This is a genomic window from Streptomyces sp. ISL-94 (genome assembly GCF_018614075.1).
Lineage (GTDB): Bacteria > Actinomycetota > Actinomycetes > Streptomycetales > Streptomycetaceae > Streptomyces.
The window spans coordinates 87,974-109,832 of the sequence record NZ_JAGGOZ010000029.1 but is presented as its reverse complement, the minus strand read 5'-3'; the positions used below and the strand labels follow the sequence as shown (position 1 = coordinate 109,832).

Genomic DNA, 21,859 nt, shown 5'->3' with positions numbered 1-21,859 from the left:
CGCTTACCAGGGGGTACTCATGTCCGCACACGCCGTCCCGTCCATCCACCGCCGCGCGCTGATCACCTGGGTCGCCGTGTATCCGACCATCACGATCGTGCTCGCCCTGCTGCGCCCGGTCCTGAAGGACGTACCGCTGGTGCTCCAGACGCTGATCCTGACCGCGATCGCCATCCCGATCGTCGTGTACGTCCTCGTCCCCGCCCTGATGAAGGCCAACGCCCGGCTCACCGCCCGCCGCTCACGCTGACGCGTCCGGCGGGGCATCGGGGCGGCAGCCAGGGGAGGCGGCCCAGGGCCGTCAGGTCCAGGCCGTCGTCGCCCCGGCTACGGCTCAGGCACCTCGCGGGCGGCGGCCTCCCACAGGTCCCGTACGAAGCGCAGGGCCGGGCGGCCGTCCAGCAGGAACTCCTCGCCGGGCATGAAGCCCGTACGGGCCAGTACGGCCCGCGAGGCGCCGTTGTCGAGGGTGGTCACGGCCCGCAGCGCGGTCAGGCCGTACTCCGCGTCGGCCAGGAGGCAGGCCTCGCGCACGGCGGCCGTGGCCAGTCCCCGCCCGGCGGCCCGCTCGGCGATCCGGTATCCGAGCTCGGCCGAACCGTCGGCCACGTCCACCAGGTTGACCCGGCCCAGGATCTCGCCGCCGTCACCCACCAGGACATGGAAGAAGTGCAGCCCGGCGGCCTGCTCGGCCAGCAGCTCGTCATGCCGTGCGCCGAAGTGGGCGAAGTAGGGGTCGCCCCGGTCGGGAACCGACGCGGCGAAGTAGGCCCGGTTCTCCCGCTCGAAGTCGAGCAGGGCGGCAGCGTGGTCGGGGCGCAGGCGCTGGAGCCGGAAGGGGAGCCGGTGCATGGCCCGATGCTACGCAGCCCGCCCGGCCGGTGTGCTCCGAACGAGTTCTCTTGGGATGCCCGTTCGGCCGAAGAGCCGAGTTAATGATCATCATTTCGGCTCCCGATCGTTTTGATGCTGCCAACGGGCCGTGTGAGATCTGGGAGGGCTGTGTGGTCATGCCACAGGCACAACGAAAGCAACCGACCAAGGCGTGGAGCGTGGTGGCCGCCGTCACGGGGGCCATGCTGGTGGTCGCGGCGGCGCCGGGCCGGGCGCACGACGCGGACACCACGCGCGAACCCGGCAGCGGGCCGCGGGAAGCGGCGGTCACCCTGCTGGTCGGCAGGGCCCTCGACGAGGGCGGCCGCACCGGGGCGGCGGGGCTGTGCGCCGTGCACACCTTCAGGCCCGGGCTGTGCACGGGCTGGCGCGAGCAGCGGGTACGGGCCACCGCCCGGGGGAGCGGAGCCGTACTGCGCGAGCCGGCCCTCGGCGACGCGGCGCGCGCCGCCCGCGCCGTCGCGCTCCCCACGGACCCCGACGCGCCGCTGGAGATCGCCCTCGCCGACCGGGGACGCCTCACCGACGTGACCGTCAGCGACGCACACGGCCGGCAGCTGGCCGGCGAACTAGGCCCGGACGGCGGGAACTGGCAGAACACCGAGCCGCTGCGGGCGGGCGAGACCTACACCGTGCAGGTCGGCGCCCAGGACGCGGCCGGCACGCCGGTCGGTGTGACCATGGCGTTCAGGACCGCCCCGCCGGCGGCGGACGGCGGCCGGCTGACGGCCGAGTTCGGGCCCCGCCCGGGGACGTACGGCGCGGGTGAGATCGTCACGGCGGACCTCAGCCATCCGGTCCCCGCCGACGACCCCCTGGCCCGCGCCCGGGTGGAGCAGGCCCTGCAGGTGACCTCGGAGCCGCGCGTCGAGGGCGCCTGGCACTGGGTCGACGACTCGACCCTGCACTACCGGCCGCGTACGTACTGGCCCGCCCACACGGTGGTCCGCGTGCGCAGCGGCCTCGACGGGGTGGAGGTCGGGGAGCGGGGCTACGGAGGTCCCTCCGACGGCATCGAGTTCACCGTCGCAGACCGGATCGAGGCCGTCACCGACTCCGCCGCCCACCAGATGACCGTACGCCGCAACGGACGGATCATCAGGACGATCCCGGTCACCACCGGAAAGGCCGGATTCCGCACCCGCTCGGGCGTCAAGGTCGTCCTGCGCAAGGAGCCCAAGGTCCGGATGCGCGGGGACACCGTCGGCATCAAGCGCGGCACGAGCGAGTTCTACGACCTGCCCGTCCTCTACGCGACCCGTGTGACGTGGAGCGGCGAGTACATCCACGCCGCACCCTGGTCGGTCGACGCGCAGGGCGAGGAGAACGTCAGCCACGGGTGCACCGGCATGAGCACCGAGAACGCCGCCTGGTTCTTCGAGACGGTCCGCGAAGGGGACATCGTCGAAGTGGTCAACAGCGGCGGCGAGAAGATGGCGCCCTTCGCGAACGGATTCGGTGACTGGAACATGGACTGGCGGTCCTGGCTGGCGGGCAGCGCCCTGGCATCCGCCGACGCGCACCCGCACACCTCCCCGCCCACCCCGTCCCGGCTGCACCCGACCACCTGACAGGCCGCCGGCGGGACCGGCCGCCCGGCGCGTAGCGCAGGCTCGTGTCGCAGCCCTCCGCACGGCTGCGGCGGGTCGATAGTGGGCCTGTGAGCGACTGGTCAGGACGTGAGGGTGCCCAGGCTTTCGCGGCCGTCGAAGCCGCCACGGACTGGCTGCTCGGCTACCCGTTCGTCTTCCGGGCCCTGGCCCGCCGCATCGGCGGGGGCCAGGTCCTGTTGGACTACGGCTGCGGGCCCGGCAAGGTGGCCGACGCCGCGGCCCGGCGGCTCCGGGCACGCGTGTGGGGCGTGGACACCTCCCCGGAGATGCTGGCGCTGGCCCGTGCTTCGGGGGCGGCGGTGGCGGAGTACCACCTGGTCGAGGACGGCCGGGTGACGGACCTGGCGGACGGCTGCGCCGACGCGGTGATGTGCAACCACGTGCTCGCGTCGCTGCCGACCGAGGAGGCCGTGCTCGGTGTGTTCGCGGAGATCCGCCGGCTGCTGCGGCCCGGCGCCCCGCTCGTCCTGCTGACCACCGACCCGGCCTGCGCCGGAAGGGACTACGCCTCCCTGCGGATCGGCGCCCCGGGCGAGGAGTACGGGCCGGGGGAGCCGCTGACCGTGCGGCTGCGGCGTACGGACGGGACCTGGCAGGAGGTGCGCAACCACGCCTGGCCCGCGGGGATCCTCCCGGCGCTGCTGGAGCGCGCCGGCTTCGGGGACGTCGACCAGCACCGCCCGACCGTGGACGAGGCGCTCACCGTCGCCGATCCGGACCTCGTGCGCGGCCGCGACTGGACGGCGGAGCGGGCGAACCCGCCGCTGGTGATCACCACGGCGTCGGCGGCCACGCCGTCTTAGGGCCGGTCAACCGGTGCGGAACGCCTTGCGGTAGGCCGTCGGCGCGACGCCGATCGCCGACGTCAGGTGCTGGCGGAGCGAGACGGCGGTGCCGAAGCCCGCGTGCGCGGCGACCTGGTCCACCGGCAGATCGGTGGTCTCCAGCAGCCGCCGCGCGTGCTCGACCCGCTGCTGGGCGAGCCATTGGCCGGGCGGCATGCCGACCTCCTCGCGGAACCGCCGGCAGAACGTCCGTACGCTCATCCGCGCGTGCTGCGCCACTCGGCGAGGGAGAGCGGCCGGTGCAGCCGTTCCAGCGCCCAGGCGCGGGTCGCGGAGGTGCTGGAGGCGGTGGGCCGCGGCACCGGGCGCTCGATGTACTGCGCCTGGCCGCCCTCGCGCCACGGGGGCACCACACAGAGCCGCGCCACCCGGTTGGCGACCTCGCTCCCGTGGTCGCGGCGCACCAGGTGCAGGCACAGGTCGACGCCGGAGGCGACCCCCGCGGCCGTGAGCACCTGGCCGTCGTCGACGAACAGCACGTTCGCGTCGACCTGGATCCGGGGGAAGGCCCGCTGGAAGTGCTCGGCCTCGTTCCAGTGCGTGGTGGCGCGGCGGCCGTCGAGCAGGCCCGCGGCGGCCAGGACGTACGAGGCGGTGCAGATCGAGACGATGCGCGCCCCGGCCGGCAGGAGCGTCAGGGCCCGGGCCAACTCCTCGGGCAGCCAGTCCCGTTCCCGGTCCGGGCCGCACGTGAACGGCGGGATCACCAGCGTGTCGGCCGTGCGCAGCGCCTCGCTCCCGTGGGCCACCGTGATGGCGAAATCGGCGCTGGTCGTGACCGGCTCCCCGTCCAGGCTGCACGTGGCGACCTCGTACAGGGGCTCGCCGGACGGCCCCTCGGCGGTGCCGAAAATCCTGACGGGAATGCTCAGTGCGAACGGATAGACGCCTTCGAGGGCCAGGACCACGACACGGTGCATGGCAAGATTCTTTCAGATGATGGCAATCTTGCCACTCGTTTCGGCGGGACCCCTGCGCCAACCTTGATCCAAGTGGGCCGCAGGGGCCCGGCGAACAGGGGGGGGAAGACGATGCGTGCGATCGGACAGGACGGATTCGGCGGGCCTGAGGTGCTGAAGGTCGTCGAGGTGGAGCGTCCCGAGCCCGGGCCCGCGGAGGTGCTCGTACGGGTGCACGCGGCCGGGGTCAACCCGACCGACTCCTGGCACCGCGCGTCGGGCGGCCTCGCCGGCGCCGTGATCCGGCTGGGATGGGACGTCTCCGGTGTGGTCGAGGCCGTCGGCCTCGGAGTGACCACGCTCGCCCCGGGCGACGAGGTGTTCGGCCTGCCGCGCCACCCGCTCCCGGCGGGCACGTACGCCGAGTACGTGACCTCCCCCGCCCGGCACCTGGTCCGCAAGCCCGCCGGACTGACCCACGTACAGGCCGCCGCGCTGCCGCTGGCCGCGCTCACCGCCTGGCAGGCGCTCGTGGACACCGCCGCGGTCCGCCCAGGGCAGCGGGTGCTGGTCCACGCGGCGGCGGGCGGCGTCGGCCACCTCGCCGTGCAGATCGCCAAGGCCCGGGGTGCCCACGTCATCGGCACCGCCCGCGCGGCCAAGCACGCCTTCCTGCGCGGCCTCGGCGCCGACGAACTGGTCGACTACACCGAGGCCGACTTCGAGACCGCGATCGAGCCGGTCGACGTCGTCCTGGACGCCATCGGCGGGGACTACGGGCCGCGCTCGCTGCGCACCCTGCGCCCCGGCGGCATCCTGGTCGCCCTCGCCTCGCCGGCCGAGACCTACCTGGCGGACCGGGCGCGCCCGCTCGGGCTGCGCGCCGCCTTCATGGCGGTCGAGGCCGATCACGCGGGGATGCGGGAGATCGCCGCCCTCGCCGAGGCCGGCCTGCTGCGCCCGGAGATCGACACGGCGCTGCCCCTGGAACGGGCCGCCAAGGCCCACGAACTCGCCGACGGCCGCCGCACCACCGGCAAGATCGTCCTCACGGTCGCCGACTGACGACCAGAGCCGAAGATCCCGAAGACCCTGCGTGACGGCCGACGACGTCGCGTCGCGAGCGCCGTACGCGAGCGTGCCCGGCTCCCTGTTCTCGCGGCATAGCCGGCCCGCGTACGGGGCAGCCCCCAAGTAAACAGAGACTCGGGACTGGAGGCTGAAAAAATGGCCCGGTCAGTCGGCATCGATCTGGGAACGACGAACTCCGTGGTCTGCGTACTGGAGGGCGGCGAGCCGACCGTCATCCCGAACGCGGAAGGGGCCAGGACCACACCCTCGGTCGTCGCCTTCGCCAAGGGCGGCGACGTGCTCGTCGGGGAGCTGGCCAAGCGGCAGGCGGTCACCAACGTGGACCGCACCGCCCGCTCGGTCAAGCGGCACATGGGTGATGCGGCCTGGCGCTTCCCGGAGCACGGCGCCGTGGACGGTAAGCAGTACACGGCGCAGGAGATCTCGGCGAGGGTGCTCCAGAAGCTCAAGCGCGACGCCGAGGCCTACCTGGGAGAGAACGTCACCGACGCGGTGGTCACCGTACCGGCGTACTTCAACGACTCCCAGCGCACCGCCACCAAGGAGGCCGGCGAGATCGCCGGACTCAAGGTGCTGCGCATCGTCAACGAGCCGACCGCCGCCGCCCTGGCCTACGGCCTCGACAAGGAGGACGACCAGACCATCCTCGTGTTCGACCTCGGCGGCGGCACCTTCGACGTCTCGCTCCTGGAGATCGGCGGCGGGGTGGTGGAGGTGAAGTCCACCAACGGCGACACCCGCCTCGGCGGCGACGACTGGGACCAGCGGGTCGTCGAGCACCTCGTCAGGCAGTTCAAGAACGGGTACGGGATCGACCTGACCAAGGACAAGATGGCGCTCCAGCGCCTGCGCGAGGCGGCCGAGAGGGCGAAGATCGAGCTGTCCTCCGCCACCGAGACGACCATCAACCTGCCCTACATCAGCGCCTCCGCCGACGGCCCGCTGCACTTGGACGAGAAGCTCACGCGCACCCAGTTCGAGCAGCTGACCGCCGATCTGCTGGACCGCTGCAAGACCCCCTTCCACCAGGCGGTCAAGGACGCGAAGATCAAGGTCTCCGACGTCGACCACGTCATCCTCGTCGGCGGCTCCACCCGCATGCCCGCGGTGTCCGGCCTGGTCAGGTCGCTCACCGGCAAGGACCCGCACAAGGGCGTCAACCCGGACGAGGTCGTGGCCATCGGCGCCACCCTCCAGGCCGGTGTGCTCAAGGGTGAGGTCAAGGACGTCCTGCTCCTCGACGTGACCCCGCTGTCCCTGGGCATCGAGACCAAGGGCGGCATCATGACCAAGCTCATCGAGCGCAACACCACGATCCCGACCAAGCGGTCGGAGATCTTCACGACGGCCGAGGACAACCAGCCGTCCGTGCAGATCCAGGTCTACCAGGGTGAGCGCGAGATCGCGTCGTACAACAAGAAGCTCGGCATGTTCGAGCTGACCGGCCTGCCGCCGGCCCCGCGTGGCGTCCCGCAGATCGAGGTCTCCTTCGACATCGACGCGAACGGCATCATGCACGTGACCGCGAAGGACCTCGGCACGGGCAAGGAGCAGAAGATGACCGTCACCGGCGGCTCTTCGCTCGGCAAGAACGACATCGAGCGCATGGTCCGCGAGGCGGAGCAGCACGCGGAGGAGGACCGGCGCCGCAAGGAGGCCGCCGAGACCCGCAACCAGGCCGAACAGCTCGTCTACCAGACCGAGAGGCTGCTGCGCGAGGAAGGGGACAAGGTCCCGGCCGACCTCAAGAGCGAGGTCGAGGGCGCCGTTTCCGAGGTGAAGGAGAAGCTCAAGGGCGAGGACAGCTCGGCTATCCGCGCCGCGACCCAGCGGGCGAGCGATGCCGCCCAGAAGATCGGCGCCGCGCTCTACGCCCAGGCGGGGGAGACGGGCGCCGCGGGTGGTGCCGGAGCGGCCTCCGGGGACGGCGGAGCGGGCGGGTCCGGATCGGGCGCGGACGAGGACGTCGTCGACGCCGAGATCGTCGACGACAACGGGCAGAAGGGACAGGGGTCGTGAACCGGCCGAGCGGATCCGCACGACGCGGGCAGCCGCCCCTGTCCGTGATCCGGGGGCGCCGCAGTGACGGCCCGCTGACCCTCCAGCCGGGGGACCCGACCCGCGAGCCCGGTCCGCAGCACTCCGGCCCGGACGGCGGGTCCGGCCCCCGGACCGACTCTGGCGGCGAGGCCGCCGGCCTCGTCGAGCGGATCGCCGAGCGCACCGCCGATCTCCAGCGCCTCATGGCGGAGTACGACAACTACCGCAAGCGCGTACGGCGGGACCGCCTCGCCGTCGGCGAGGCCGCCGTCGCCAACGTCCTGCGCATGCTGCTCCCCGTCCTGGACGCCATGGACCGGGCCCGCGAGGAGGACCCGCTCCACGGCGGGCTGCGGACCGTGGCCGAAACGCTGGACGCACAGCTCGGCGCCCTCGGCCTGGAGGCCTTCGCGGTCGTGGGCGAACCCTTCGACCCCACCTGCCACGAAGCCGTCGGCGGGGTGGTCTCCGCCGCGGCCGCCGGCCGGCCCGTCTGCACCGCCGTACTGCGGTGCGGCTACCGCGTCGGGCGCCAGCTCCTGCGTCCCGCCCAGGTGTGGGTCGGCGAGGGCCCGGAGCAGGGGCAGGGCAGCGACCCGCCATGACGGCGACCGGCGTGGAGCTCACCATGGGGGTCGAAGAGGAGTTCTTCCTCGTCGACCGCTCCACGCGGGCGCCGGTACCGCGCGGACCGCAGGTGCTCGACGCGGTCTCGGAGCTGCTCGGCCCCCACCAGGCGCAGGCCGAGTTCTACGCCTGCCAGATCGAGTTCTGTACGCAGCCCACCCGCTCGGGTGCGGACCTGCGCGAGCAGCTGGTGTCCCTGCGCGCCACCGCCGCCCGGGCGGCGCGGGACGCGGGATGCCTGCTCGTCGCCGCGGGTACGGCCGTGGTGCCGCCCGCGGACCCGATCCCGGTGACCGACAAGCCGCGCTACCAGCGCATGGCCAGGTACTACGGGGCCCTCGTGGACGGGCGGCTCGGGATCGTGTGCGGCTGCCACGTGCACATCGGCACCCTGGACCGCCCCGGCGCCCTCGAACTCGCCAACCGGGTACGCCCCTACCTCCCCGCCATCCAGGCGCTCGCGGCGAACTCCCCCTTCGCCGGGGGCCGGGACAGCGGGTGCGCCAGCTGGCGGTCGGTGGCGTTCGGACGCTGGCCGACGGCGGGGCCCGCACCGCAGCTCGACGCGGCGGGCTACGAGCAGACCGCCGACGCCCTGGTCCGGTCCGGGATCCTGCTCGACCGGGGGATGATCTACTGGTTCGCCCGCCCGTCCGAGCACGTACCGACCCTCGAGATCCGGATCGCCGACGTCAACGCGGACCTGGACACCACCGTGCTGGTGGCCCTGCTGATCCGCGGGCTCTGCGCGACCGTGCTGGCCGAGTCCGGCCCCCGCGGCCGCCCGCCGCCCGAGGTACCGGCCGCCCGCCTGTGGTCGGCACACCGCTACGCCGCCCACTACGGGCACCGGGGCGAGGGCCTCGACCCCCTCACCGGCGAGACCGTACCCGCCCACACCTTGACCTCCGCACTCCTGCGCCGGGCCGGCCCCGGCCTGGAGGCCGCCGGTGACCTGGCCGAAGTCCGGCGCCTCCATGCCCTCCTCACCGCCCGCGGGGACGGGGCGGCGTGCCAGCGCGAGCTGTACCGGCGTACGGGACGCCTGGAGGCGGTGGTCGACCAGCTCGCGGCCACGACGACACGGCGCCCGGGCTGAGCGCGGTCCGCGCACCGCGCTCCTACGCTCGCAGGATGACCGAGAACGAGATCAAGCTGAAGGCCATCGCCGCGCTCACCGCCCTGCGCGGGGGAGAGGAGCCCGGCTTCGTTTCGGAACTGCTCGGCGAGGTGATCCCCTCGGAGTTCGTCGTTCCGGCCTGGGCCGGCCCCGAGGAGGTCGGCCTGTCGCTCCTGAACCAGCTCTCCGACCCCTTGAGCGCCCTGATCAGCGGCTTCATCCTCGCGTTCGAATCGATCGCCAACGCCTACGACGAGACGGAGGCGGAGCCGTCGACCGAGGAGATCCTCCAGGACGTGGCCCTCGGGCTCGCCCGCGACGACTCGGAGTAGGCTCGCCCGCATGAGCAGCCGCAGCCTCGTCCGCACCTGGGACATCCTGCCGAGCAGGGGCTTCTCGACCGCCTGGGTCGGCCTCACCGACGGCCGGCTCACGGCCCGGGGCCGGGCCGTCGGCCTGGTCCCCGAGCCGTACTGGGTCTCGTACACGCTGGAAACGGTGGAGGCGTACGTGACCTCGCGCCTGCACGTCACCGTGGAGACCGCGGCAGCGACCCGCACCCTCGATCTGCGCAACGACGCGGGCCGTTGGACGGTGGACGCAGGGCACCGCCCCGATCTCGACGGTGCCCTCGACTGCGACCTGGGCCTGTGTCCCCTGACGAACACCATGCCCGTACTCCGGCACGGGCTGCACCGGCAGCCCGGAAACGCACCGCATCCCTTCCTGATGGCCTGGGTCGCCGTCCCCGGCCTCGAAGTGAGCGCGAGCCGGCAGACGTACACCCCTCTGGCCCGCGCCGAGCACGGCGCCCGCATCCGCTACGAGTCCGGCGACTTCCGCAGCGACGTCGAGTTCGACGAGGACGGCCTGGTCCTCGGCTATCCGCAACTGGCGACCGTACTCACCCGTTGACGCCTGGCTCTGTCAGGAGGCGGCCCGCAGGCGCCCGGCGGCGGCTTCCGCCTCCCGTACGACGCGGTCGGGGTCCACGTCGACGAGGCGGCCGTCGAGCTTGAGGGGCCGGCCGTTGACGAAGACCGCGTGGACGTTCTCCGGGCGGGCGTTGAAGACGAGCTGTCCGACCCAGTCGAAGCGCGGCGCGAAGTTGAGCGTCGCGGGGTCGACCACGATGACGTCCGCGCACTTGCCGGGGGTCAGCGAGCCGACCTTGTCGGCCATGCCGATCGCCTCGGCGCCGCCCAGGGTGGCGATCCGCAACACGTCCTGGACCTGGGGGAACACCGCAGCGTCCAGCGAACGCGCCCGCTGGAGGCCGATGGCCGTCTTCATGAGGGCGAAGAAGTCCGAGCTGTCGTTGGTGCCGCCGTCCTGGCCGAGTCCGACCTTGACGCCGCGCCGGGCGAGGTCCGGCAGCCGCATGATCCCCGAGGCGAGCCGCATGTTGCTCAGCGGACAGTGCGAGACCCGTACGTCGTGGGCGGCGAGCGCGGCGATCTCCGCGTCGGTCAGGTGGATCGCGTGGTTCATCAGCAGCCGGGGGCCCAGCGCGCCGATGTCGGCCAGGACGCCGATCGGGTCGTCCGCGCGCTGCTCGGAGCGTTCGAGCACGTGGCTGTTGAGCATGACGCCGAGGTCCTGGGCGATCTCCCAGTGGAGCCGGCCCAGGCCCTGGATGGCCCGCGCCGCGTGCGTGGCCACCTGCGCCGAGGCGAGCGGCACCGGGTCGACGAGCTCCCGCTTCACCCGGGCGATCAGTGCGGCCTCCCGCTCGGCCTGGAACATCGCGTAGGTGAAGCGGACCCCGGTGTCGGCCAGGGCGCGCACGTACTGGGCCGTCGTGTCGTACGGGAGGGCGTCGACCCAGTCCACGAGGGTGGTGACGCCCGACTGCACCGAGTCCAGGGCGCCCAGACGGACGAAGCGGTACATGTCCGCGGCGGGGATGCGGGAGAACGTGGTCCAGTTGCAGTCGGCGAGCCATCCGAAGAGGTCGCGGTCGGAGCAGCCGCCGCGCATGGACGATTGCCACAGGTGGGTGTGGACGTCGACGAAGCCCGGCATCACGAGCTTGCCGGCGGCGTCGACCGCCTGCGCGCCCGGCGGTACTTGAAGGCGCTTGCCGACGGCGGCGACGGCGCCGTCCCGCATGAGGACGTCCGCGTTCGCGACCGTGCCGAGGGGGCCGTCGCCGAGGGCGGGGTCCATGGTGAGGACGAGCGCGGCGTTCCTGAGGACGGTGGTCCGCGCGGTCTGCGTGGTCTGTGCCGGGCGGCTGCGTGGCCGTGTCCGTCCTGCGCCGAGGACGAACGGAGCGGCGGCGGCCATCCCGAGGCCGGTCAGAACGCCCCGACGGCTGGGCGCGTGTACCGGTACGGGTACGGGCGTGGATGCGGGTGTGGATGCGGCGGGCGAGGCGCCGCCGGAACAGTCTCCGAGGGATTGCATGACGTAGTGCCTCCCAACGAACACGGATCGGTTCGCCCTTCCCTGCCCCGACGGGTCGTCAGATGGGAGCGGGGGAGGATACCGGGATCGTCGGGCAGGCGAAGGGCTTTCCGATAGAGGCGCGTCAACATTTTGTGGAACTGGCGGAATTTCAGCGGCTCGTGGCCAGCCGGTGCAGGCGCAGCGCGAGCTGGAGTTCGAGCGCCCGGCCGGGCGCGTTCCAGTCCCGGCCCAGCAGCCGGCCGATCCGGTCCAGGCGCTGGACGACGGTGTTCACGTGGACGTGCAGGACCGCCTTCGTCCTGGTGAGGCTGGAGCCCTCGGCGAAGTACGCCTCCAGCGTGCGCGTCAGGTCGGTACCGCGCGCGGTGTCGTAGTCCAGTACGGCGCCGAGCGTGCTGCGTACATATCCGGCCACCCCGGCCTGGTCGCCGAGGAGTACACCGACGAAGCCGAGGTCGGCCAGGGCGCCGCCGCGGCCGCTCTGGCCCAGGGCGCGCAGCGCGGACAGGCAGCGGTGGGCCTCGGCGTGCGCCGCCGGCAGGCCGGCCGGACCCGACACGGGACCGGCCGCGCCGACGGTGACCTCGGCCGACGCCGCCTGGCCGAGCTCGGCGGCCAGGGCATGGGCGGCCGCCCCCGGATCCCGGGCCGGCGCCACGACCACCACCTGTCCGTGGTGGAGCCCCACCAGGCCGTCACGCGCCCGGGCGCTGCGGGTGGCCGCGGCCAGCAGCCGCTGCCGGTCCGCCGTCTCGCCGTGCGCCACGAACACCCCGTACGGGCGGTCCAGATCGACGCCCAGCCTGCGGGCGCGCGCCGACAGGCTGCCCGGGTCCCCGCTGGTCGACAGCAGGTCGTTCAGCAGCTCCCCGCGGACCCGGTCCTCGGTCTCGGCGACCGACCGGCGCAGCAGGAGCAGCAGTGCGGTGACCACAGCGGCGCGCTCGAACAGCAGCCGGTCGGCGTCCGCGAGGTCCGGGCGGCCGGTCAGCACGATGCTGCCGAGCAGTTCGGGGCCGGCCAGCACGGCGCACACCCATGCCCCGTCCAGGGGCACGGCCCGGCCGCCGGCCCGCGAGGCGGCGACCGCCGCGTCGGGCGGCGGCAGCGGCTGTGTCCCCGTACGGGCCAGTTCGGCGCCCTCCGCGTCGTGGATCAGGATGCCGCCGTCCAGGAGGTCCGCGAGCCGGCCGGCCACCCCGCCGGCGTCGCCGCCGCGCAGCACGAGGTCGGTCAACTGGTCGTGGGCGTGCTCGGCGCGGTGCAGGGCCTCGCTCTGGGCCCGGATGGTCGCGGTGGCGGAGCCCAGGTCGACGAGCGCGGTCCGCGTCTCCTCCAGCAGCCGGGCGCCGTCGATGGCGATGGCGGCGTGGTCGGCCAGGGAGGAGAGCAGGGCGACCTCCTCGGGCGTGAACTCGCGCGGAGTGCGGTCGGCGGCGTACAGCACCCCGATGACCTGGGCGCCCACGCGCAGGGGTACGCCCAGGATGGCCCGCAGCCCCTCGTCCCGTACGGCGCTGTCGATGGCGCCGGTGTGGTGGAAGCGGTCGTCGGCCTGGTAGTCGCCGGTGGCGTAGGGGCGCGCGGTCTGGGCGACGAGGCCGCCGAGCCCTTCGCCCATGCCGAGCCGCACCCGCTGGAAGGAGGCGGCGACGGATCCGTCGGTGACGCGCATGTACGTGTCGCCGACGGCTTCGTCGTTGAGGGACAGGTAGGTGACGTCGGTGCCGAGCAGCATCTTCGCCCGGTGCACGATCGCCCGTAGCACGGCGTCCAGATCGCGCAGGGCCGCCAAGTCGCTGGCCGAGTCGAACAGCGCGGTGAGCTGCGCTTCGCGGCGGCGGTGCTGGCTGAGGGTGCGGCGGATGCGCAGGGCCACCTCGGTGGCCTCGGCGAGCGCGGCCAGCTCACTCGCAGACGCACCCGCCGCTTTGGCCTCGGCGGCGGTACGGGCGAACTCCTCGGCGGGCGCCCCCTGGGCCAGCAGGTCCAGGAGGCGCCGCGGGCCGGGCCGGGTGTGCGGGGTGCCGGTGGCTGTCACGGTGGGGAGCATACGGCGGTTGTCCGTTCAGCCGCCGAGCGGAACGGAGTCGTGCCGCCCGCGGGCCTGCGCCGGTACGGCGGCGACCGGACCGTCCTGGGCCAGGTCGCGCCCACGGGTCTCCCTGGCCACCAGGACGGTCAGGGCGGTGACCACCGCCGCGAGGCAGAGGTAGACCGATACGGGCACGGACGAGCCGTAGTCCTTGAGGAGTTCGACGGCGATGATCGGTGCGAGCGCACCGCCGATGATGGAGGCGAGCTGGGATCCCATCGAGGCGCCGGAGTAGCGGACCTTGGTGTCGAACATCTCGGAGATGAAGGCCGCCTGGGGCCCGTACATCGCACCGTGCAGCAGGAGCCCGATGGTGACCGCGAGGGCGATGACGGGGAAGGACCTCGTGTCGAGCAGGGCGAAGAAGGCGAAGGCCCAGCCGGCCATCCCGACGGCGCCGATCAGGGTGACCGGGCGGCGGCCGATGCGGTCCGAGAGGGCGCCCCACAGGGGGATGGCGACGAAGTGGACGGCCGAGCCGATCAATACGGCGTTCAGCGCGTCGCTCTTGGGGAGTTTGAGGTGGGAGGTGACGTAGACGAGCAGGAAGGCGGTGAGGATGTAGTACGAGATGTTCTCGCCCAGCCGGGTGCCGATCGCGGTGAGCACCTGGCGCCAGCCGTCGCGGAACACCTGGACGACGGGAGGCTTCTCCTTGAGGCCCGCCGCGGCGTCTTCGGCCGCCCTGCGCTGGGCTTCGAGGAAGACCGGGGACTCCGAGACGGAGAGCCGGATCCACAGGCCGAACACGACCAGCACGCCGGAGAGCAGGAACGGGATCCGCCAACCCCAGGCGAGGAACGCCGCGTCGGACTGCACGGCGGCGAGCAGCGCCAGCACACCGGTGGCGAGCAGGTTGCCGCCGGGCGCGCCGGCCTGCGGCCACGCGGCCCAGAAACCGCGGTGCTTGTCCCCGCCGTGCTCCGAGACGAGGAGGACCGCCCCGCCCCACTCGCCGCCGAGCGCGAAGCCCTGGACCAGGCGCAGCACGGTCAGCAGGACCGGAGCGCCGGCTCCGATGGCGGCGTGCGTGGGCAGCAGGCCCATCGCGAAGGTCGCGCCGCCCATCATCAGCAGGCTCAGCACCAGGAGCTTCTTGCGGCCGATCCTGTCGCCGTAGTGCCCGAAGACGATCCCGCCCAGCGGCCGGGCGGCGAAGCCGACGGCGTAGGTCAGAAAGGCGAGCAGGGTGCCCACCAGCGGGTCACTGGACGGGAAGAACAGCTTGTTGAACACCAGAGCGGCGGCGGAGCCGTAGAGGAAGAAGTCGTACCACTCGATGGTGGTCCCGACGAGACTGGCGGCGACGACGCGCTTGATGCTGCCGGGCGCTGGGGGAGCGGTGGGCGAGGCGGGCATGAGTACCACTTCCGGACGGGGGGCGGGGACGTTTCCGTGTCGCCACACCGTAGAAACCGCCCGGGCAGCCGCACATGGGTGGTGCCACCACACTTGGAGGCCGGAGAGTGTGCGGGCTCCCCATGACGCCACTAGGAGCGCCTGCCGAGAGCCTCATAGGGGTGGGAACAAAGGGGCGTCGAGAATGCGGCCGAGGCCCCTGCCTCTTTCCCTGGAGGAAACCTCTTCTTGGTCCCCGAACAGCTCCTTCGGATGAGGTCGGGACGTTCGACCCGCCGGCCAGCCCGCCTCGCGGCTGCGGCGGCCCCCTCCGGGGCGCTCTTGCTGGTACGAATGCCCGTTTCGATCCGTTTTCTTGGGTGAGCAGATTAAGGGTCCGCCCAGGGCAGCCGTCCGCCGCTCCGGCCGCGACCGGTATCCGTCCCGTTCCCTCCCGACCCGTCCCAGACCTCCCGAGGACAGAACAGATGACTCCCATGTCCCGTCCCTCCGGCACCAGGGCACCACTACCGCTGCGCAAGGTCCTTACCACCCGCCTGCTCTACTTCTTCATCCTCGGAGACGTTCTTGGCGCCGGCGTGTACGTACTGATCGGCGAGGTGGCCGCCAAGTCGGGAGGCGCGGTGTGGGTTCCCCTCGTCGTGGCGCTGCTCCTGGCACTCCTGACCGCCGCTTCCTACGCGGAGCTCGCCACAAAATACCCGCGTGCCGGCGGAGCTCGCACTTCGCCACGCGGGCCTTCGGCCCCGCGGCGGGGTTCCTCACGGGCTACTGCATGCCGGCGGCCGGCATCGTGTCGGTCGCGGCGCCCGGTTCACCGCGCACGCCGCCGGCTCGGATCCGTCCCGTGCTGCGGCCATCGGAGCGCTGTCGGCCCATACGAGATACCTGCTCGAGGAACTGCACCAGGCCCGCCGGCGCCCCCGCACCACGAGGACCCGGCCGTCATGGCGAGCGCACGCGCCGTCACCGGCGCCGATCGCGCGCAGAAGGGCCTCGGCACGAGCACCGGGACGCTGAGTCTCCTCGGCCTCCCCGGCGGTCGGCGGTACCCGCGGACGCGGTTCGTGATGGACAGGCGGTCCGGCGGCGCGGAGGGCGGCCGGTTCATCCCGGCCCGACGGTCATGCAGGAGGCCCGGAGGCCGTGCCGCTGCCGAGGTGTTGTTCCAGCCAGTCGGCGGCGGCCCGCCGGTACAGGCGGCGGTTGTCCGCCCGCAGGAACTCGTGGCCCTCGTCGCGCAAGGTCAGCAGCTCAGCCGGCACCCCGCGCTCGCGCGCGGCCCGGACGAACTGCTCCGACTCCGTCGGGGGCACGTTGGTGTCGTGCTCGCCGTGGACCGCCAGTACGGGCGCACGCAGCTGGTCGATGCGGCTCATCGGGGAGAGGGCGCGCAGCAGGTCCCGGTCGCGCTCGGGGTGGCCGTACTTTGCGGCAGCCGATTGGGCGATCCATGGCTCGGTACCGGTGAAGAACGTGGCGAAGTCCGACATGCCGCAGACGGCGACGCCGGTGCGGAACAGGCCGGGGTGCCAGACCAGCGAGGCCATGGTGAGGTAGCCGCCGTACGAGCGGCCCATCACGGCCAGCCGCAGCGGATCGGCGTACCCGAGGGAGACCACGTGCGCGGCGCAGTCCGCGACGTCGTCGATCGCCGCGAACCGGCCGGTCCCGAGGTCGGCGTCCACGAAGGACCGTCCCCAGCCGGACGAGCCGCGGACATCGGGGGCGAACACGTCCATGCCCCGGCCCAGCAGTTCGTGGTAGAGCGGGCTGAACACCGGTCGCTCCTGCTCCTCCGGGCCGCCGTGCAGGTGGATCACGCACGGGACCGGCCTGCCGGGGTCGCGTTGCGGTGCCCGGTAGTACCAGCCGCCGAGCATCAGTCCGTCGCGGCCGCGGCACCGCAGCGGAACCGGGCTGACCGGGGGCCGGCCTGGTGGCGCCGCGTCCTCGTCGCTCGCGGTCCAGCCGGTGCGCACCGGGCCGAAATCTCCGGTCAGGTCCCAGATACCCGGCCTGCGCCGGGAGCCGGACAGGGCGGCGAACAGGCCGCCGCGCCCGACCGGGGCCATGCGGGTCACCACCTCGTGCGGCAGGGCCGAGCGGTGATGCGGGCCGACCGGCTCGTTCGAATGCGCGGCGGGCAGGCCCACGCTCTCCAGTTCGCTCGCGCCCTGCATGTTCCAGGCCAGCAGGGCCCACCGGCCGTGGTCGGGAAGGCTCAGCAGGTCGAGCGCGCTCTCCTCCCGCTCGGCGGCCACGGAAAGCTCCTGGAGGGCGCCGTCCTGGTCCAGCCGGGCCCTGAGGAGGGCGGCGAACTCGCGGTCCGCGTCGCTGCGCAGCCACAGGACCCGCGAGTCGGGGGAGAGCCGGCCGATCCAGGGATCGCCGTCGGCGACCGGCAGCCTGGCCGTGGCATGACCCGAAGACGTGTCGAGCAGGACGGCCTCCCTGCGCCCGCGCGGTCCGCGGCGCAGCAGCGCGAACCGGCCTCCGGCTCCGACGTCGCACACGCGCAGGGAGGCGGCCCCCGCTTCACTGAAGAGCAGGACGGGTGCCCGGATGCCGTCCGGGTCGAGGAGGTAGGCGGCCAGTCCTCCGTCGGGCAGTCCTCCGCCGGGCAGTCCTCCGCCGGCCAGTGCCCCACCGGCCGGTCCCCCGCTCGTTGCTCCCGCGTGGGCGGCGGCTCCCGAGGCCGGCGGTGCCAGGACGGGCAGGCCTGTCCCGTACGCCGCGCCGCCCGCGCCGGGACCCGCTCCGCGGGCCGGCGGATGGAGCAGCGTCGCGTGGCCGTCACGTTCCGTCCACACCTCACCGGAGAAACCACCGGGGCCGGCCGGGCCCGCGTCCTGCGGCAGGTGTCCGGCGCCGCTGTGGGCGCCGTTCGCCGCGGACGGCTGGGCGACCGTGACGGCCAGCGCTGCTCCGTCGCGGGTCCAGCAGCCCAGGTGGGCGGAGGCTCCCGGCTCGGCACCCGCCAGCACCCGGCAGCCGGTCCCGTCCGGACGTACCACCAGGACGCGGGTGTGCTCGCCGCCTCCCGGCGCCGCGGTATAGGCGATCCATCGGCCGTCGGGCGACCAGGACACCTCGGTCACCGGATCGGGGCGGGCGTCGAGGATGTGGGCCTCGTCACCGCCTCCGGCAGGTCCGCTCCACAGCTGCGGCACACCGGCCCGGTCGCAGATGAAGGCCACGTGGTCACCGGTGGGGTCGGCCGCCGGGTACCAGCACCCGTGGACGCTGAGCACCGTCGGCGGGTCCACCGCACCGGCGTCGGCCAGGTGGACGGGGACGGGAGCCGACGCGGGGTCCGGTGGAGACGCGGATCCCGGCGCGGGGCCCGCGGCGAGGTGTCCTGCGGGCGCCCATGACCCCACGGGCCCGTCGCGCGGGGCCCGGGGAACCGAATCGTCCAATCCGCTCCGGTCCGGCCCGGCGCCGCTGCGCCGGGCCGGAAGCGGTGCTGGCGTGCGGAGCGATCCAGGGGCATGTGGCCTCTTCGAGGGCTTCCGGGGACTCTCACCGTTCAGTGTCATGTGATGCCGTGGGTCTGCAACCAGATCTCCAGCGAGGCCACCTGCCACAACGTGCTGGCCCCGCGGTTCGTGCGGTGCCCGGCGGGGTCCGCCAGCAGCTCCGCCACGCGGCCCTGGTCGAAGAGGCCGCGGTGGCGCGCCTCCGGTGCGGTCAGGGCCTCACGCACCCGCCTGAGCACCGGTTCGGCCATGTGCCGGACCGCGGGCACCGGGAAGTAGCCCTTGGGGCGGTCGACGACCTTGTGGGGCAGGATCTGCCGGCCGATGTCCTTGAGCACCCCCTTGCCGCCCTGGGCCAGCTTGAATTCCGGCGGGCAGGCGGCGGCCAGTTCGACGAGCTCGTGGTCGAGGAAGGGCACCCGGGCCTCCAGGCCCCAGGCCATCGTCATGTTGTCGACGCGTTTGACCGGGTCGTCGGTCATCAGCATGTGGACGTCCAGGCGCAAGGCCGCATCGAGTGCGCTCTCCGCGCCCGGGGCCGCCATGTGGGCGCGTACGAACTCCTGCGAGGCATCGTGGCCGGGGGCCGCGTCCGGATGCAGCAAGGCGGTCACGCCGTCGTGCGTACGGTCGAAGTAGGCCTCCGCGTACGCGTCCGGCGCGTCGGCCCGCGCGGCCGCGGCGATCCTGGGGTACCAGCGGTAGCCCGCGAACACCTCGTCGGCACCCTGCCCGCACAGCACCACCTTGACGTCCTTGGCGACCTGCTCCGACAGCAGGTGGAACGCCACGGCGTCATGGCTGACCATCGGCTCGCTCATGGCGCCGATCGCCCCCTCCAGGGCGGTGGGGAGCCGGTCGGACGGGATCATGAACTGGTGGTGGTCCGTGGAGAACCGCCTGGCGATCAGGTCCGAGTACAGGAACTCGTCCCCCTCCTCCCCGCTCTCCGATTCGAAACCCATCGCGAAGGTCGCGAGGTCGCTCTGCCCCTCTTCCGCCAGCAGCGCCACGATCAGGCTCGAATCCAGTCCCCCGGACAGCAGGACGCCCACCGGCACATCCGAAACGGTGCGGCGCCGCACGGCCGTGCGCAGGGCCTCGTACACCGCCTCCCGCCAGCGCTCCGGATCGCGGTCGAACTCGGCGCGGCGGGTATACGACGGCTGCCAGTAGCAGTGGTCGCGGTGCGTGCCGTCGCGCTCGACGACGCGGACGGTCGCCTGCGGCAGTTTGCGCGCGCCGGACAGTACGGTCCGCGGCGCTGCCACGGTGCCGTGCCAGCTCAGGTACTGGTGGAGCGCCACCGGGTCGAGGGACGTGTCGACGCCGCCACCCGCCAGCAGGGCGGGCAGGGACGAGGCGAAGCGGAGCCGGTCGCCGTCCTGGGTGACGTACAGCGGCTTGACGCCGAGCCGGTCACGGCCGAGCACCACGCGGCCGGTGTGGTGCTCCACGATCGCGAAGGCGAACATTCCGGCGAAGAATTCGACGCACGCGGGGCCCCACTGCCGGTAGGCCTTGAGGAGCACTTCGGTGTCGGAGCCGGAGAAGAAGCGGTGCCCCAGCCCTTCGAGCCGTCCGCGCAGGTCCCGGTAGTTGTAGATGCACCCGTTGAAGACGCCCGTGATACCGAGCCCTGGGTCGGTCATCGGCTGGGCCGCGCTCTCCGACAGGTCGATGATCTTCAGTCGGCGGTGCCCGAGGGCCACCGCCCCCTGTGACCACACGCCTCTGCCGTCCGGTCCCCGCTGCTCCAGTTCATCGGTCATGCGCTCGACCGCGGCGATGTCCGGCCGCCTGCCGTCGAAGCGCACTTCCCCGCTCAGGCCGCACATGCGGCACCTCCCAGCCGGCTCGCGTCCGGGGACCGCCGCACTGCGGGCGCCTGTCTCATGCAGGCACCGGCCTCCTCCACCATGGATCTCCACTCCCGTGCGCTGCCCGCCGGGTCGCGAACGGCCGCGACCCGGGCGGGACAGACGATCGACATGTTGGGCGGCTGCCCGCGCACGAGCGCCTTAAGCGCACGCACTCGATCTTCGTTCGCACGCCACTCTCAAGAAGGGGCAGAACTCGCTCATCAGACACCGGCTGGAATACTCGATCAGGTGATCACTGTCGGAGTCGAGGAAGAATATCTGCTGGTGGATCCGGACACCGGGCTCCCGGTTCCCCGGATGGCCGCGGTGCGCGCCGCCGCTGGTCTGGATACGGTCAGCGAGGAGGACGAAGTCCAGACCGAGCTTCTCCAGGCCCAGGTCGAGATCGCCACGCCGGTCTGTACCGGGCTCGGCGAGATCGGAGGCCATCTGCTGCGCCTGCGGCACGCCATCGGCTCCGCCGCCGAGCGGACCGGCTGCCGGGCGGCCCTGTCGGGGGCCGCGCCGGTCAAGGAGGCCGCGCCCGTACCCGTCACGCCCAAAACGCGCTACCTGCGGATGCGCGGCCAAGCCCCGCGTCTGGTGGACGAGCAGCTGATCAACGGCATGCACGTCCATGCGGGGGTCCCGGACCGGGAGATGGGCGTCGAGGTGCTCAACCGGATCCGCGTCTGGCTCCCGACCCTCCTGGCGATGTCGGCGAACTCCCCCCTGTGGGAGGGGCGCGACACCGGCTTTGCGAGCTGGCGCACCGTCATCTTCGGACGCTGGCCGGTGACCGGCCCCACGCCGGTCTTCGCCGGTGTCGCCGACTACGATCGCCGCGCGGCCGCGCTCGTGGAATCGGGCGTCATCGCGGACACGGGGCAGCTGTACTGGCAGGCGAGGCTGTCGGAGAAGTACCCGACCGTCGAGATCAGGTGCGCCGACGTCCAGCTTCGGGCCGACGACGCGGTGATGTTCACGGGTGTCGCACGGGCGCTCGTCGCCACCGCCGTTCAGGAGGCGAAGTCCGGGGCGCCGTTGCCGCAATGCCCCCAGGAACTGCTGCATGCCGCGACCTGGCAGGCTGCCCGGTACGGCCTGGACGGCCCGCTGGTGGGATGCGAAGGCGGGCGGCAGAGCGCCCGTGACGCCGTGGCCCGGCTCATGGGACACATCCGGCGCGCTCTGGAGGAGGCCGGGGACACCCGCGAGGTGACCGCCCTGGTCCATCGGCTGCTCCGCGACGGCACCCCGGCCGACCGGCAGCGCCGGGCGATGGCAGAGGGCGGCCTGCCGGCGTTGATCGAGCTGATCACCACCCGCAGCACCGCGCCCTGAGGAACCGAAGACAGCGCCGCCGGGCCGGGACACCAGGGGCGTCCACCCCTCGTGCGGGTGCTCTCGCCGGGTCTCCTCAGTCCTGGCCGTCCGGGAGCCTCGCAGTGCTCTGTCGATGCCCATCCCCGCAGGCCGACGTCGCGACGACCACGTCCCTCTCTGAGGACCGGAGCGG

Annotated in this window: 16 protein-coding genes and 2 pseudogenes; 11 read left to right on the top strand and 7 right to left on the bottom strand. The window is 73.0% G+C overall.

The annotated features are described in order from the left end of the window. Positions 1-19 precede the first annotated feature (19 nt). Positions 20-250: a hypothetical protein gene (locus tag J7E94_RS11830; protein WP_215014752.1), complete on the top strand. Its 231-nt coding sequence runs from the start codon at positions 20-22 to the stop codon at positions 248-250. A 77-nt stretch (positions 251-327) separates the two neighbouring features. Here the strand turns inward: J7E94_RS11830 and J7E94_RS11825 are convergent, their stop codons facing one another. Further along, complete coding sequence (locus J7E94_RS11825; protein WP_215014751.1) at positions 328-852, bottom strand: GNAT family N-acetyltransferase; 525 nt, start codon at positions 850-852, stop codon at positions 328-330. 158 nt (positions 853-1,010) lie between these two features. On the opposite strand from J7E94_RS11825, the gene J7E94_RS11820 reads away from it, so the two are divergent. Next, a complete protein-coding gene (locus tag J7E94_RS11820; RefSeq protein WP_251056505.1) occupies positions 1,011-2,465 on the top strand; it encodes an Ig-like domain-containing protein in 1,455 nt (484 codons plus the stop codon). An 89-nt stretch (positions 2,466-2,554) separates the two neighbouring features. Continuing rightward, positions 2,555-3,310: a class I SAM-dependent methyltransferase gene (locus J7E94_RS11815; protein ID WP_215014750.1), complete on the top strand. Its 756-nt coding sequence runs from the start codon at positions 2,555-2,557 to the stop codon at positions 3,308-3,310. A gap of 6 nt (positions 3,311-3,316) precedes the next feature. On the opposite strand, the pseudogene J7E94_RS11810 reads toward J7E94_RS11815, so the two are convergent. Beyond that, positions 3,317-4,272: pseudogene (locus J7E94_RS11810) on the bottom strand (GlxA family transcriptional regulator). Positions 4,273-4,383: 111 nt separating this feature from the next. Here J7E94_RS11810 and J7E94_RS11805 point away from each other — a divergent pair. From J7E94_RS11805 to J7E94_RS11780, 6 genes are all read left to right on the top strand, one after another. After that, a complete protein-coding gene (locus J7E94_RS11805) occupies positions 4,384-5,316 on the top strand; it encodes an NADP-dependent oxidoreductase (RefSeq protein ID WP_215014749.1) in 933 nt (310 codons plus the stop codon). A gap of 162 nt (positions 5,317-5,478) precedes the next feature. Further along, positions 5,479-7,362, top strand: coding sequence for a molecular chaperone DnaK (gene dnaK / locus J7E94_RS11800; RefSeq protein WP_215014748.1), 1,884 nt, complete (start codon positions 5,479-5,481; stop codon positions 7,360-7,362). After that, a complete protein-coding gene (gene grpE, locus J7E94_RS11795) occupies positions 7,359-7,988 on the top strand; it encodes a nucleotide exchange factor GrpE (RefSeq protein ID WP_215014746.1) in 630 nt (209 codons plus the stop codon). Before dnaK ends, grpE begins: the two co-directional genes overlap by 4 nt. After that, complete coding sequence (locus tag J7E94_RS11790; protein WP_215014744.1) at positions 7,985-9,109, top strand: glutamate--cysteine ligase; 1,125 nt, start codon at positions 7,985-7,987, stop codon at positions 9,107-9,109. The genes grpE and J7E94_RS11790 overlap by 4 nt, the downstream gene beginning before the upstream one ends. A gap of 35 nt (positions 9,110-9,144) precedes the next feature. Beyond that, positions 9,145-9,462, top strand: a complete 318-nt coding sequence (locus J7E94_RS11785) for a hypothetical protein (protein ID WP_215014742.1) — start codon at positions 9,145-9,147, stop codon at positions 9,460-9,462. 10 nt (positions 9,463-9,472) lie between these two features. Then, on the top strand, positions 9,473-10,045 hold the full coding sequence (locus tag J7E94_RS11780) for a putative glycolipid-binding domain-containing protein (protein ID WP_215014741.1): 573 nt from the start codon (positions 9,473-9,475) through the stop codon (positions 10,043-10,045). 12 nt (positions 10,046-10,057) lie between these two features. Here the strand turns inward: J7E94_RS11780 and J7E94_RS11775 are convergent, their stop codons facing one another. The 3 genes from J7E94_RS11775 to J7E94_RS11765 all read right to left on the bottom strand — a co-directional run bounded on the left by J7E94_RS11775 (position 10,058) and on the right by J7E94_RS11765 (position 14,996). Continuing rightward, positions 10,058-11,539, bottom strand: a complete 1,482-nt coding sequence (locus J7E94_RS11775) for an amidohydrolase family protein (RefSeq protein WP_251056504.1) — start codon at positions 11,537-11,539, stop codon at positions 10,058-10,060. A 151-nt stretch (positions 11,540-11,690) separates the two neighbouring features. Continuing rightward, positions 11,691-13,595, bottom strand: a complete 1,905-nt coding sequence (locus J7E94_RS11770) for a GAF domain-containing protein (RefSeq protein ID WP_215014739.1) — start codon at positions 13,593-13,595, stop codon at positions 11,691-11,693. Positions 13,596-13,610: 15 nt separating this feature from the next. Then, on the bottom strand, positions 13,611-14,996 hold the full coding sequence (locus tag J7E94_RS11765; protein ID WP_215014738.1) for an MFS transporter: 1,386 nt from the start codon (positions 14,994-14,996) through the stop codon (positions 13,611-13,613). A gap of 467 nt (positions 14,997-15,463) precedes the next feature. Here J7E94_RS11765 and J7E94_RS34430 point away from each other — a divergent pair. Continuing rightward, positions 15,464-15,804 (top strand): annotated as a pseudogene (locus J7E94_RS34430) (amino acid permease); the annotation flags it as partial. Positions 15,805-16,120: 316 nt separating this feature from the next. On the opposite strand, the gene J7E94_RS11760 reads toward J7E94_RS34430, so the two are convergent. Then, positions 16,121-18,265, bottom strand: coding sequence for a prolyl oligopeptidase family serine peptidase (locus J7E94_RS11760; protein WP_374224427.1), 2,145 nt, complete (start codon positions 18,263-18,265; stop codon positions 16,121-16,123). Positions 18,266-18,534: 269 nt separating this feature from the next. Then, positions 18,535-20,316, bottom strand: coding sequence for an N-acetylglutaminylglutamine amidotransferase (locus tag J7E94_RS11755; RefSeq protein WP_215014734.1), 1,782 nt, complete (start codon positions 20,314-20,316; stop codon positions 18,535-18,537). A gap of 273 nt (positions 20,317-20,589) precedes the next feature. Between J7E94_RS11755 and J7E94_RS11750 the strand changes: the two genes are divergently transcribed. Beyond that, entirely contained in the window at positions 20,590-21,684 is a 1,095-nt protein-coding gene (locus J7E94_RS11750; RefSeq protein ID WP_215014732.1) for a glutamate--cysteine ligase, read from the top strand. Positions 21,685-21,859 lie beyond the last annotated feature (175 nt).

Coding starts and splice junctions, on each gene's coding strand:
- J7E94_RS11825 (WP_215014751.1), bottom strand. CDS start 852: ATGCACCGGCTCCCCTTCCGGCTCCAGCGCCTGCGCCCCGACCACGCT.
- J7E94_RS11770 (WP_215014739.1), bottom strand. CDS start 13,595: ATGCTCCCCACCGTGACAGCCACCGGCACCCCGCACACCCGGCCCGGC.
- J7E94_RS11785 (WP_215014742.1), top strand. CDS start 9,145: ATGACCGAGAACGAGATCAAGCTGAAGGCCATCGCCGCGCTCACCGCC.
- J7E94_RS11830 (WP_215014752.1), top strand. CDS start 20: ATGTCCGCACACGCCGTCCCGTCCATCCACCGCCGCGCGCTGATCACC.
- J7E94_RS11790 (WP_215014744.1), top strand. CDS start 7,985: ATGACGGCGACCGGCGTGGAGCTCACCATGGGGGTCGAAGAGGAGTTC.
- J7E94_RS11780 (WP_215014741.1), top strand. CDS start 9,473: ATGAGCAGCCGCAGCCTCGTCCGCACCTGGGACATCCTGCCGAGCAGG.
- J7E94_RS11805 (WP_215014749.1), top strand. CDS start 4,384: ATGCGTGCGATCGGACAGGACGGATTCGGCGGGCCTGAGGTGCTGAAG.
- J7E94_RS11755 (WP_215014734.1), bottom strand. CDS start 20,316: ATGTGCGGCCTGAGCGGGGAAGTGCGCTTCGACGGCAGGCGGCCGGAC.
- J7E94_RS11765 (WP_215014738.1), bottom strand. CDS start 14,996: ATGCCCGCCTCGCCCACCGCTCCCCCAGCGCCCGGCAGCATCAAGCGC.
- J7E94_RS11820 (WP_251056505.1), top strand. CDS start 1,011: ATGCCACAGGCACAACGAAAGCAACCGACCAAGGCGTGGAGCGTGGTG.
- J7E94_RS11775 (WP_251056504.1), bottom strand. CDS start 11,539: ATGCAATCCCTCGGAGACTGTTCCGGCGGCGCCTCGCCCGCCGCATCC.
- dnaK (WP_215014748.1), top strand. CDS start 5,479: ATGGCCCGGTCAGTCGGCATCGATCTGGGAACGACGAACTCCGTGGTC.